We start from the raw sequence: 12,375 nt of genomic DNA, 5'->3' as shown, positions 1-12,375 counted from the left end.
GATCGCAGTAAGACCGGCATTGTGGAGACAGCGCGGTCAATCGAGGGCTTCGACTTCCTCGGTCACAAACATAATCAATAACAATATGACAGTAAAAGCACCACTTCGGGCCATCGTTGCGGACGATCATCCCGCAGTAGTAAAGGGAATCAAAACGTTTCTCGAACGAGACGGCGCAATACAAGTGATCAGCACGGCGGAAGACACGCTTCAACTCGCCGAAGCTCTCGACACCACTTCTTGCGACTACGTTTTTTGCGACATCGGCATGCGCGGTATGGATGGCGAAAGCAGTTCCATCGCATTTCTCAGGCGTTTGTCGTGGCAGGAAAGGCGTCCGAAAATCATCGTCGTCACGATGATTTCCCACAGCCGCATGCTGGCCGGCCTGCTTCAATTGGGAATCGACGGAATCATCGACAAGCGGGACCCGATCGAATGCTTGACTGAAGCCGTTTCGGTCATCGGAAACGGCGGCCGTTTTCTTTCGCCTTGCGTCGCCGAAGCAGTCAGCCATCTTCCCCACAGCTCGCCCGCGCGGGCAGGCGTGTTGAGCCGGCGCGAATGGGAAGTCTTCCGGCTCTACGCGAGCGGCCTTCTGATCCATGACATCGCCAAGCGTTTCGGCAGAAGCAGCAAGACGATCGCGACGCAAAAGCGCAGCGGCATGCGCAAGCTCGGCCTCGAAACCGAAACAGAACTCATCGAATATTTGCGGCAGGTCGGCCTCGTCTGACACCTGACGATCCCGCTTTTCGGAGCAGCTTAAGCCGTATTTGAGAAGTGTCCGATTTTCCTCTGATGCATCGACGCTCAGACTCATGCGACGCCGTCGAGACGAACCTCGACGCCTCGCCGTGAGCGCACATGCCGCACTCGCCCGCTGAAGATCGTCGGCGCGGCTGCGCGCCGCTGTGCCCTGCCGCAGGGGCACGCGTCTTCCTGAGAGAGTCGAATTGAAATCGTTGCTCACGCGTCATTGGTTCCTGCTGCTTGTTCTCTCGTCGCCAGCGTGCATGGCGGCAAATCCCGATGTTGCCGCGCCGGTTTGCGGATGGGACATCAGCGCGCTCCGCCTGCTGCCCGCGCTCATTGGTGTGGTGGCCGTGTTCGGCGTGACGCTGCGCGCGTTCGTCCTGCTACAGCGCGAGGTGAACCGGCGCATCCTGACCGAGCAGCGACTCGCGACCCAGCTCAGCTTTCAGCAGACGATGATGGAAGTCGTGCCCTATCCGCTCGTCGCGAAGGACATGAACAATCGCTACATCGCCGTCAACCGCGCGTTCGAAGAGGCGCTCGGCGTGCGGCGCGAGGACATCATCGGCCGGACGAGCATGGAAGCGGCCGCGTGGGGCGACGTCAACAGCCGCCTGCTGAACGATATTTGTGTCGCAACGCTTCACACGGGCGAACGGCATGAGGTAGAGGCGGAATTCATCGATAATCGCGGCCGCTCGCGCTATGGCCTGTTCTGGACCGGGGCGTTCTGCGCGTCCAATGGCGACCGGGCGGGCATCGTCGGAACGATGATCGACATCACCGATATCCGCGATGCCGAGATGCGCGCACGGCGCACCGAACAACGGCTTCACGATGTCACGCGGTCCCTGCCGGCCGTTGTTTTCCAGTTGCGCCGCGAAAGCAACGGGCGATACAGCCTGCCGTATCTCAACGGCGATACCCGGCAGTTGCTTGGGATCGACCTCGCAGCGCTCGCCGACGGGCCGATCAGCGTGCTGCATCATGTCCACGTCGAAGACAGCGCGCGCCTGCTCGCGGAAATCGAAACGTCGTCGCGCACGCTGCGACCCGTACATACCCAATTCCGCGTCAACGTGGAAGGCGGGACGCGATGGATACGTGCCGACCTCGTCGCGCGTCAGGAAGACGAGGCCGGCGCGGTGGTCTGGAGCGGCTACTGGGCCGATGCGACCGTCGACCATGCACGCGCAGAAGAACTCGCGCGCGCAAGAGACGCGGCCGAAGCAGCATCACGCGCGAAAGACGATTTTCTCGCCATGATGAGCCATGAAATCCGCACGCCGATGAATGGCGTGCTCGGACTCGTCGAAGTGTTCGAAAACACGCCGCTCAATCCGGACCAGTCGCAGATGCTCGGCATGATTCAGGATTCCGCGAGCGCACTGCTGCAAATTCTCGATGACCTGCTCGATTACACGAAGATCGAGGCAGGTCGACTTACCATCGAATCGACACCGATCGACCTGCGCGAACTGGTGGACAACGCCGTCGGACTGCTCGCGGGACGTGCTCACGAGAAAGGCTTGCGCGTGCGTGTCGATGTCGCTCCCGACGTGGCGGCCAGCCTTCGCAGCGACAGCGTGCGGCTGCGTCAGATTCTCTTCAATCTGATGAGCAACGCCATCAAGTTCACCATCAGGGGCGAGGTCGCGCTGCAGGTTCGCGCGGTCGAACGTTCCGTGTCCGAGCAAGTCATCGAAGTGCGGGTGACGGATACCGGCATCGGCATCGATCCCGCGGCGCAGCACAAGCTCTTCGAGCCGTTCGTGCAGGCAGAGACGTCGATCACGCGGCGCTTCGGCGGCACAGGGCTCGGGCTGACGATCTGCAACAGGCTCGTCGCGTTGATGGGCGGAACATTGAAGCTGCACAGCGAAGTGGGCGTCGGCACGTCGATGACGGTGCGTCTCACGATGCCCGTCGAAACGCAGCAGTATCAAATGGAAGGATTGCGCGGCAGGCGCGGCATCGTTGCCGTCGACGACGACTCCGTCGCTAGGGCGTTGCTCAACTTCGGCCAGGCGCTCGGGCTGCACCTGGAGCGAATCGAGCCCGATCATCCGCGCCTGCATTCGCCGGGCACATTCGACGGCGTCAATCTCATCTTTCTCAGCGACGCGCGCAATGTTCGCCTGCCGATGGGCCTGCGGGTAATTCACGTGACGGAGAAGCCGAAGCCCACGGGTTATCGCGTCCTCGAAGACGACGTTCGCGTGAGCGTGAATCCGCTTTCGTGGCGGGGACTGGGCGCGGCGTGCGTCGCTGCGCTGACAGGCATGCCGCAAGTCGCGGTCAACGCGACGCTTGGGCAGCCTGCCAGGCTGGAAGCGCCCAACCGCGAGCAGGCGTTGCGCAGCGGCCGGCTCGTGCTCGTGGCGGAAGATCATCCGGTAAATCAGGAGTTGATCCGGCATCAGCTTTCCTTGCTCGGCTTCGCGTGCGATGTGGTGCACGACGGCGTCGAGGCGCTCGCGGCCCTGGAGACGACGCGCTACGGCTTTCTCATCACCGATTGTCATATGCCCAACATGACGGGTTATGAACTCGCGCGGCGCGTGCGGGCCAAGGAGAAAGGCACGCCGCGTCGCTTGCCGATTCTTGCCATCACCGCGAGCACGTGCTCTGACGAGTCGACGAAGTGCCGGGAAGCCGGCATGGACGATTGCCTCATCAAGCCCACACGCCTCGCGACGCTACGCGAACACCTGAACCGCTGGAAGGCGTCGGAGCGGCCGGGGCAAAGACACCAGGCGCGAAGGCACGACACGCACGCGCAACCAAGCGAAGCTGTCGAAGCGCTCGATATCAGCGGCATGGCGCAACTATGGGGCAGCGAAGCGACCGTCAAGGCGTTGCTCGATGCGTTCGTTTCATCTTTCCGCGACGATCTGTCGGCGCTCGAAGAACTGCTCGACCACGGCACCGTCGACCATTTGCGCGACTGGCATCATCGCGTGGTGGGGGCAGTGAGCGTCCTGCAATATCGGCCATTGCTCGATGCACTGGAGGCGTACCGTCGTGATCTGCCAGAGAAAAGCCGCGAAGTCAGGCGAAGCGAAGGCCGCGCACTGATCACGCGATGCAAGGAACTGCTTGGACGTATCGAGGCGCAAGGGGCGTCGATCACCTGACGCGACGCAAGCTCACTGCGCGCTGTTCAGGGTTCAGTCCGAAGCCGCGACGAGGCCCGCTTCGGCGGGCGCGCGATCGCGGAAATACGCGAGCGCGAAGTCCACGAAGGAGCGCGTCTTCGCGGAGACATACCGTCGGCCGGGATAGACGATGGACACCTGCTTGTCCGCGTCCTTGATCGAATAGTCCGGCAAGACGCGCACGAGCGCGCCCGTTTCGATGTCTTGCGCGACGTAGCTTTCCGGCAGCACGGCGATTCCCATCCCCGACACCGCCGCCTGGCGCAGCATCGGCGAACTGTTCACCATGTACGCCGGATCGAGCGATACGTCTTCGTGGACTCCTGACAATCCGCTGAACGTCCACGTTGAACCGTGAATGTCCGTCGATGGAGCGAGGAACTCGTGCTTCGTCAACATGGCGGGCCGCGTGGGCATGCCGCGCCTTTGCAAATATTCCGGCGATGCAACGAGCGCCGCCGCCACCTTGAACAACGGGCGGTTGATGAGCGTGCCGCTGTTCACGAGATGCGGCACGACGATGCCGGCATCGAAACCTTCATCGACGAGATCGACCGGGCGATGCAACAGCGTGAGGCGCAGTTTGACGCTCGGATAGCGATCGCGAAACGCGCGCAGCATCGGCGTCAATTCGAACAACGAAAACGAAGCGGACGCAACGAGCTTGAGTGATCCGGACGGATCGATAGAACTGTTCGCCACTGTTGCCTCGATTGTCTCGACCTGTTCGATCACTGCGCGACAGCCGTCGGCATAGGCTCGTCCGGCTTCGGTCAGCGACACGCTGCGCGTGGTGCGATTCAGCAGGCGCGTGTTCAGGTGAGTTTCGAGCAGTGAGACGTAGCGAGTGACGACCGCGTTCGAGAGGTCGAGCGCCGCAGCCGCGCGACCGAAGGATTCGGTTTCGGAGACTTTGAGAAAGACGCGCATCGCCTGGAGCTGATTCATGACGCGGAAAACCTCGAGCGATGGACAGGTGCTTGTTTCCTTGATCGGAGCGAGCGGAAGATAAGCGCCGCTTTCGCGTGCGCGATGTTATGCGGGTGTGAAGGACAACGTAATCGGAGGACTCTGACTATTGCAGCATGTGGCTATGAGACCACTGTCGCGTGTCCGCAACTAAGGGGGAATAAGACTGGTTGCGGCAACATTTTGGTACTGCGGTAAGTGCAAGATGCCTAAGCGTTAACTCATATTGAAATTCGATTTTTCGAATTGTTCGAAAAGATTTTTGTGTTCCTTTGGGGTGGTGGCGGCAAAAAGGGGAGCCATACACTTTGGGCTGCCGAATATCGGTGGATGGCATACGGCGGGATGTGGTCCCGAACATGCCGAGACGCCGCGAGCAACCCTATCGAGTCATATGACTCTTCCAAAGGAACACACATGAAAAAGACTCTGATTGTAGCGGCCGTCGCCGCATCGTTCGCAACTGCCGCGAGCGCGCAGAGCAGCGTTACGCTGTATGGTCTGGTCGATGCCGGCTTCACGTATGTGAATAATGTGCAGGCTCCGGCTAGCGCCGATTACTACAAGACGAACTCCTGGGGCGTGACGGGCGGCAACGTCCAGATGAGCCGTTGGGGCCTGCGTGGCAAGGAAGATCTCGGCGGCGGCATGGCTGCTATCTTCACGTTGGAGAACGGCTTCGACGTTTCCAACGGCAGTTCGGTGGATAGCCGTCAATTCACCCGTCAAGCGTACGTCGGTCTGTCGACGCAGGCTGGCACGCTGACGCTCGGTCGCCAAACGGACGCCGTCGCTGACTACCTCGGTCCGGTGAGCGCAACGGGATCGTGGGGCGGCACGTACTTCGCTCATCCGGGTGATATGGACAACCTGGACGGCAATGCTTTCCGCGTCAACAATTCTGTCAAGTTCGTGAGCGCGAACTACGCTGGTCTGTCGTTCGCCGGCGCGTACGCCTTCTCGAACGCCGCAGGCGGCTTCGCGAACAACCGTGCATATAGCTTGGGCGCTGGCTATGCGAATGGTCCGTTCAAGCTCGGTGCAGCCTATACGCAAGCGAACGGCTTCAACGCGAACAGCACCGGTGCGATCACTGAAGGCGTGGTTACATCGCCTGCTGTTGCTGCTGTTCAGCGCACCGAGCGTATGCGCGTATTCGGCGCAGGGGGCAGCTTCTCGGCCGGCGCGATGACGTTCGGTTTGCTGTGGACTCAGACGCGTGAAGACAACAACTCGTACGACCCGTACTCCGACATCGTCAACAACTACGAAGTCAACGGCCGCTACGCGCTGACCCCGGCGCTTTCCCTGGGTGCCGCCTATACCTTCACGAACCGTAAGCTGAGCTTCGACGGCGCGACGGGCCGTGCACGCTACCACCAGTTCGGTCTGCAGACGGACTACGCACTGTCGAAGCGCACGGACATCTATGCTGAAGGCGTTGTCCAGATCGCTAGCAGCCCGGACGAGCGCGTGAATCCGTACGCCGGCATCAGCGGCGCGCCGCTGTCTTCGAGCAGCCGTCAGGTTCTCGTGACGACGGGTATCCGTCACCGCTTCTAAAGCGGGCTGAGCAGTACGCAGTTCTGTAGTTAAGTAGCAAGGAAAGGGCGCCGCGAGGCGCCCTTTTTGCGTTTATCCGGATGCACTACCATGACGATGCAGCCGACGCCCGCATCCGCGCGTCCGGCGCAAAGAAACGGAGGATGAAAAATGCTCTCGACATGCAGGCTACATTTCCTTCGGACCGCAGCCATCGTTCTGGCGCTGACGGCATCGGCCGTCGCGCATGCCGATGTCGTCGCCCTAAAAGCGAACCTTCAGCCTTCGAGCGAAGTCCCGCCGCGCGTGAGCAAAGGCCACGGCTTGCTCGACGCCACATTCGACACGCAGACCCGCCAACTCACCTGGACCGCCACCTACGCCGAGCTATCCGGGCCGGTCACGATGGCTCATTTCCACGGCCCCGCGCCGGTCGGCCAGAACGCCAAAGTGCAGGTGCCGGTCGATAAACGCGCATTGTCCAGCCCGATGAAAGGGCAGGCGACACTCACCGAGCCGCAGGTAACCGATCTGATGGCGGGCCAGTGGTACTTCAACATTCACACACAGGAAAACCCAACCGGCGAGCTTCGCGGTCAGGTGATGCCGTTGAACTGAGATGAGCTGGCAAAGTGCGCTGGCGTGCTGGGCGGTGCGGCGCCGCATGCGTCCTGAGACGGCCAGACCGACGCTCGACGTCGATCGCGCGCGGGTGTACACATCGCGGCGAATATGGTCGCCGGGCGTGCCCAAGAGCCACCATCTGGAGATATGCGCCGACGGCGAATGGCTCCGTACAGCCGAACCGCGCAGCACGATTCTCTATCTGCACGGCGGCGGCTATTACTTCTGCTCGCCGCAGAGCCACCGCGCGATCAGCTTCGGCCTTGCCATGCGCGCGCACGCGAACGTCTTTTCGCTCGATTACCGCCTCGCGCCCGAACATCGCTTTCCGGCGGCAGTCGATGACGCCGTCGCCGCTTACCGAGCCCTGATCGCGAATGGCGTTGCGCAGCCATCGATCGTCATCGCGGGCGATTCAGCCGGCGGCGGCCTCGCGCTCGCGACACTGCTCGCCCTGCGCGATGCCGGCGATGCCCTGCCGGCCGGCGCCGTGCTGTTCTCACCGTGGACGGACCTGACGTGCAGCGGCGCATCGATGCGGACGAACGAGGGCCGCGATCCCATGTTCCATGCGGCGGTGTTCCCGAAAGTTGCAGCGCAATATCTGGGCGATGCCGACGCAAGGCACCCCTACGCCTCTCCGCTGTTCGGCAAGTTCGAAGGCTTGCCGCCGCTGATGATCCACGCCGCCGATACAGAACTCCTGCTCGACGACTCGACGCGCGTCGCGGACAAAGCGCGCACCGCGGGCGTACGCGTCGATCTTCGAATCTGGCGCGGCGTGCCGCACATCTTCCAGATATGGGCGCCTTTCATGCCCGAAGCGCGCGAGGCGTTGTCACAGGCGGCCCAGTTCATCGACGCAGTGACATCGGCATCCGCGCGCACTCACCGCCCGCCCATGACTTCGATGGTCTGATACGCGCGCTCGACCGCCGCCGTCCCATACTGGCGCTCGAGCCGCCGAACGGTGAAGTGTCCGTGCGCCATCTGCTGAAAGTGGTCGATGAAAACGGTGTTCACCATCGCGCCGAGCACCGCGCCGATCGCCGGAACGGACTTCGCGGCGACCTGCTCGCTGACCTGCACCGAGAAACGCGATGCGATCGTCTGCAGGAATTTGAGCAGCGCGGTGGAACCGTGCCCCGCCAGCCCCTTCGCCGAAATCTCGGTCGTTGCGCGCGATACGGACTGCGCGAGCGCCCCGCGCACGATGAAATAGCCGAGATCGGCGTTGTCGTCGTCCTTTCGCGTGCCGCCCATGCCGAGCACCATCAGGCATTGCAACTGCGTGTCCACACGATGCACGTCTTCGCCTTCGCTTCGCGCAATGTCGCAGATCGAGCGGAACATCAGCGTCGTCGTGACCGGCAACTCCACCGGCAACGCGAACAGCCCGAACGCGCCGCCCGCCGCGCCGGTCGTCGCGACGGCGAGCTTGTGGAGCAGGTTGCTCGGTTTGTCGGGCGGCGGCGCGAGCAGCGAACCGGCCGACGCGCCCTTGCCCAGCGTGCGCAGCGCGATCTGCAGGCATTTCTTGAGTGCGAGCTGCGTCGCCTCGTCGATTTTTTCCTGAGCCGCGTTGGGCAGGCGGCCCATGAGTTTTTCGATCGGCGCGCCGATGACGCTCGCGAGCTTCATCGTCAGCGACGGACTTTCGAGTGCTTCCTTGGCGCGGGAGAGGGCGGCGAAGTCCTCGGCCGTAAGCGGCGATGTGATGATCGGCGTCGGTTCCATGCGATGTTTCTTGTATAGAAATGAGAAGTTGACCACGCAGCTTAGAGCGCAACAGCGTGCTATGATTCACTTTCCGTTGACTAGTCAACAATTGCGCTTGCAAAAAATGGCCGTTCATACAGCCGCGCATCATTCGAGCGGGCAAGTTTTGCCGTTCCGCGAATCGCTCATGGCGATGCTCGGCATCTCATTCGTCACGATGCTCGTCGCGCTCGACCAGACGGTCGTCGGCACTGCGCTGCCGACCATCGTCGCCGAGCTTAGGGGCTTCGACCTCTACGCGTGGGTCGCTACCTCCTATCTTCTGACATCCGTCATCACCGTGCCGATCTTCGGGCGGCTCGGCGATTACTACGGCCGCAAGCCGTTCGTGATCGCGTCGATCGTCGTGTTCACGGTTGCGTCCGTGTTCTGCGGGCTCGCCAACAGCATGATGTTCCTCGTGCTCGCGCGCGGCTTGCAGGGTATCGGCGGGGGGATGCTGGTCGGCACTGCGTTCGCGTGCATCGCCGATCTCTTTCCGGACAATGTCGTGCGCCTGCGCTGGCAAGTGCTGATGAGTTCGGCTTTCGGCATCGCGAATGCCGTCGGGCCGTCGCTCGGCGGTTTCCTCACGCAGTACACCGGCTGGCGCTCCGTCTTCTACGTCAATTTGCCGGTAGGCGTGCTGTCGCTGTTCTTCGTGTGGCGTTTTCTTCCGCATCTCCGGCATGTGGCGCACGAAGGAAAGATGCGGCTCGACTGGCCCGGCGCGGTGTTGATCGCCGTGGCGCTCGGCGCGTTGCAACTGTTCGTCGAATTGCTGCCGAAACACGGCCTCGGCGTCGAAACGCTGTCCCTGCTCGCAGCAAGCGTGGTGGCGGCGTACGCGCTGTGGAAATGGGAAACGCGGTGCAGCTACGCCATCCTGCCGGTCGAGATGTTCCGTAACCCGAGCCTCGCCGCGCTGTTCACGCTCGCGGTGATGGGCGGCTTCACCATGTTTTCGCTGCTCTTCTACGCGCCGCTGCTGTTTCAGGGTGGATTCGGCATGTCGCCGAAGGACGCGGGCCTGATGATTACGCCGCTCGTCGTGTTCATCACGATCGGCAGTATTCTGAACGGGCGCATCGTGACGCGGCTGTCGAATGCGAATCCGATGCTTTACATCGGCTTCAGCCTGCTCGTCGTGTCGTGCCTCGGCGTGGTCGTGGCTACGCACGCGATGCCTCGCGCGCTGCTCCTCGTCTTCATGCTGCTCGGCGGCCTCGGGCTCGGCTTTGTCATGCCGAATCTCACCGTATTCGCGCAGCAGACCGCGGGGCGCCAGCATCTCGGCATTGCGACGGCGCTGTTGCAATCGCTGCGCATGATCGGCGGGATGATCGGCACGGCGCTGACCGGCACGCTCGTGAGTCATCTGTATGCGAGCGGTGTCGAGCTTGCGCTTGCAAAGGATCGCGCGACGCAGTGGCTCGCCGATCTGTCCGATCCGCAAATTCTCATCAATCTCGATGGTCAGCGCACCGTGCTCGCTCAACTGACGGCAGCCGGCCATGACGGCGCGATGCTGCTCGAAGCGGCGCGCGAGGCGCTCGTCGCGGCGATCCACATCGGTCTCGCGGTGGCGGCGGTGGTCGCGGTGCTGTCCGTGTGGCAATCGCGCCGCGTGCCGCCGGTGCGCTTGAAAGGGCCGCAAGAACCGGTCATTCTCGCCGAATGAAGATCGAGGAAGGTACGAGCATGAACGAACAGGATCGTATCGCCGTGGTGCAACAGTTTGGGCGCACGTATCGCGCGTTCATGTCGGCGTTCGAGTCGGCGGTGGGTCAGCCGATGCCGCGCTGGCGAATCCTCCTCGCGCTGCACGAGCACGCCGGCGTGGTGTCGCAGAAGATGCTGGTCGAGCGACTGCGCGTCGATCCGGGCGCGCTGACGCGCCAGTTGAAGGCGCTCGAGGCGCTCGGGTGGGTCGTGCGCAGCGTCGATGCGCGGGACAATCGCGTATCGAACGTCGCGCTGACGGACGAGGGCCGCACGGCGACGGAACAAGGTCTGCCGCGCCGCAACGCGTTCCTGCACGACACGATGGCCGCGATGCCCGACGACGCAATCGAAGCGCTGTCCAGCGCGCTTCACATGCTCGAAGCGCGCATTCAGGACGTGGCCGCATCGAACGCGGCGGCGAGCATCGAAGATAAGGCTTAGAAGAACGTCTCGATGACTTCGGTCACGCGATACTTCGCGTCGACGACGAGCACCTGACGCCACTTGTCGAACGTGAGGCACGGGTGCGAAATGTCGAACGCAATCATGTCGCCTACTTTCACGTCGTCGCCCGGCTTGATGCGCAGATACGCGTGCTGATCCATCAGGCCGAACACTTCCCAGCCTTCGTCCGCCGATACATCGCGCGGCGCCTCGTTGCCCGGACGATAATGCTTCGCCGGCTCCGGCATGCCCGCGTCGAACGCGGAATCGCGCTTGCCGAGCCCGATGATCGCGCGATCCGGTTCCGGAATGGACTGCACGTAGGCCCACAATTGCAGCGCGGGCTTGAGGCCCTGGCCCATCTTCTTCGCAATCGGATTGCGCGCGAAGATTTCGTTCTGCGCTTTCTTGTAGATGCCGACGTCATGCGTCAGATAGCAGCCGGGGCGCAGCACGACTTCGATCGCGTCGCTGTTGGCCTTCGCGAATTCATCGGCGACGACGTCGTACCACGCCGAACCCGCGCCTGACAGAATCGCCGGCTGACGCGCAATGCGGCCTTCCGCGCTCAGCGTGCGCGTGATATCGACGGCGCTCTGCAGGAACTCGCGCACTTTCGACTCATCCTGCAGCACGCCTTCGTACAGTTCCACGCCCGCGAGTTCGATCGTGCCCGGCCAGCGCGCGATTGCCGCGAGCACGGCTTCGCGTTGCGCATCGTCGCGCACGCCGGTGCGCCCGCCCGGCACGCCAAGCTCGATCAGCACGTTCAGTTTCTTGCGGACATCGCTGAAGAACGCGCCGAGCTGATCGACGCCATCGGCTGAATCGACCAGGCAAAAGAACTCGAAGTCCGGATCGGTCAGCAACTCCGCGATCATGCCCATGTTGCGCTTGCCGACGAGCTGATTCGCCATCAATACGCGATGCACGCCGCCGCGATACGCCGCGCGCACCTGATGCGCCGTCGCGAGCGTGATGCCCCACGCACCGGTGTCGAGCTGACGGCGAAAGAGTTGCGGCGCCATGGTCGTCTTGCCGTGCGGCGCGAGCTTTACGCCGTACTCGCCGACGAACGCCTGCATCCACTTCAGATTGTGCTCGATGCGTTCCGCGTACAGCACGGCGGCCGGCAAACTCACCTCTTCGTCGAGCAGGTTCCATTGCAGACGGCCCGCATCCTTCAACTGGATGCCGGTGCCCGGCACCATGCCGAGGCCTTTGCCGAACGGGTCGATTGTCGCGTTCTGATAGTTTGTAACTTTCATGTGCTGCTGCTCCATCGTGCGTTTGGGTGCATTTCTGTCGATGCTTAAAGACGCTGCGGTTGACGGCACTATGGTACCCAAAGTAGCATCGGCGATGGAATTGTTATTTAGTAACACGCGCACAGCGTAAA

9 protein-coding genes and 1 pseudogene are annotated in these 12,375 nt (G+C 62.5%); 7 read left to right on the top strand and 3 right to left on the bottom strand.

Annotation, left to right across the window (positions count from 1 at the left end):
* Positions 1-19: 19 nt before the first annotated feature.
* Together BG57_RS07125 and BG57_RS07120 are read left to right on the top strand one after the other, a co-directional pair.
* Positions 20-736: a response regulator gene (locus BG57_RS07125; RefSeq protein WP_229753823.1), complete on the top strand. Its 717-nt coding sequence runs from the start codon at positions 20-22 to the stop codon at positions 734-736.
* Positions 737-1,037: 301 nt separating this feature from the next.
* Positions 1,038-3,893 (top strand): annotated as a pseudogene (locus tag BG57_RS07120) (ATP-binding protein); the annotation flags it as partial.
* 33 nt (positions 3,894-3,926) lie between these two features.
* On the opposite strand, the gene BG57_RS07115 reads toward BG57_RS07120, so the two are convergent.
* Complete coding sequence (locus tag BG57_RS07115; protein ID WP_035961767.1) at positions 3,927-4,862, bottom strand: LysR family transcriptional regulator; 936 nt, start codon at positions 4,860-4,862, stop codon at positions 3,927-3,929.
* 438 nt (positions 4,863-5,300) lie between these two features.
* On the opposite strand from BG57_RS07115, the gene BG57_RS07110 reads away from it, so the two are divergent.
* The 3 genes from BG57_RS07110 (at position 5,301) to BG57_RS07100 (ending at position 7,968) form a co-directional block, all read left to right on the top strand.
* Positions 5,301-6,446: a porin gene (locus BG57_RS07110; protein ID WP_035961765.1), complete on the top strand. Its 1,146-nt coding sequence runs from the start codon at positions 5,301-5,303 to the stop codon at positions 6,444-6,446.
* Positions 6,447-6,596: 150 nt separating this feature from the next.
* Positions 6,597-7,043: a CHRD domain-containing protein gene (locus BG57_RS07105; protein WP_035961762.1), complete on the top strand. Its 447-nt coding sequence runs from the start codon at positions 6,597-6,599 to the stop codon at positions 7,041-7,043.
* 1 nt (position 7,044) lies between these two features.
* Complete coding sequence (locus tag BG57_RS07100) at positions 7,045-7,968, top strand: alpha/beta hydrolase (RefSeq protein WP_035961761.1); 924 nt, start codon at positions 7,045-7,047, stop codon at positions 7,966-7,968.
* Here the strand turns inward: BG57_RS07100 and BG57_RS07095 are convergent.
* Entirely contained in the window at positions 7,938-8,786 is an 849-nt protein-coding gene (locus tag BG57_RS07095) for an EcsC family protein (protein WP_035961759.1), read from the bottom strand. The genes BG57_RS07100 and BG57_RS07095 overlap by 31 nt on opposite strands.
* A 106-nt stretch (positions 8,787-8,892) precedes the next feature.
* Here BG57_RS07095 and BG57_RS07090 point away from each other — a divergent pair, with 106 nt between their 5' ends.
* Positions 8,893-10,488 carry an MFS transporter gene (locus BG57_RS07090; protein ID WP_035961757.1) on the top strand — a complete coding sequence of 532 codons (1,596 nt, stop codon included), beginning with the start codon at positions 8,893-8,895 and terminating at the stop codon, positions 10,486-10,488.
* Between the two features lie 20 nt (positions 10,489-10,508).
* On the top strand, positions 10,509-10,973 hold the full coding sequence (locus BG57_RS07085) for a MarR family winged helix-turn-helix transcriptional regulator (RefSeq protein ID WP_035961925.1): 465 nt from the start codon (positions 10,509-10,511) through the stop codon (positions 10,971-10,973).
* On the opposite strand, the gene BG57_RS07080 is transcribed toward BG57_RS07085, so the two are convergent.
* Positions 10,970-12,244: an amino acid deaminase gene (locus BG57_RS07080; RefSeq protein WP_035961924.1), complete on the bottom strand. Its 1,275-nt coding sequence runs from the start codon at positions 12,242-12,244 to the stop codon at positions 10,970-10,972. The two genes, BG57_RS07085 and BG57_RS07080, sit on opposite strands and share 4 nt — an antisense overlap.
* Positions 12,245-12,375: the final 131 nt, after the last annotated feature.

Origin of the sequence: Caballeronia grimmiae, from assembly GCF_000698555.1 — a bacterium.
GTDB lineage: Bacteria > Pseudomonadota > Gammaproteobacteria > Burkholderiales > Burkholderiaceae > Caballeronia > Caballeronia grimmiae.
The sequence above is the reverse complement of the archived record's forward strand: the minus strand, read 5'-3'. Positions and strand labels throughout refer to the sequence as shown.

Coding starts and splice junctions, on each gene's coding strand:
- BG57_RS07115 (WP_035961767.1), bottom strand. CDS start 4,862: ATGAATCAGCTCCAGGCGATGCGCGTCTTTCTCAAAGTCTCCGAAACC.
- BG57_RS07110 (WP_035961765.1), top strand. CDS start 5,301: ATGAAAAAGACTCTGATTGTAGCGGCCGTCGCCGCATCGTTCGCAACT.
- BG57_RS07105 (WP_035961762.1), top strand. CDS start 6,597: ATGCTCTCGACATGCAGGCTACATTTCCTTCGGACCGCAGCCATCGTT.
- BG57_RS07100 (WP_035961761.1), top strand. CDS start 7,045: ATGAGCTGGCAAAGTGCGCTGGCGTGCTGGGCGGTGCGGCGCCGCATG.
- BG57_RS07095 (WP_035961759.1), bottom strand. CDS start 8,786: ATGGAACCGACGCCGATCATCACATCGCCGCTTACGGCCGAGGACTTC.
- BG57_RS07090 (WP_035961757.1), top strand. CDS start 8,893: ATGGCCGTTCATACAGCCGCGCATCATTCGAGCGGGCAAGTTTTGCCG.
- BG57_RS07085 (WP_035961925.1), top strand. CDS start 10,509: ATGAACGAACAGGATCGTATCGCCGTGGTGCAACAGTTTGGGCGCACG.
- BG57_RS07080 (WP_035961924.1), bottom strand. CDS start 12,244: ATGAAAGTTACAAACTATCAGAACGCGACAATCGACCCGTTCGGCAAA.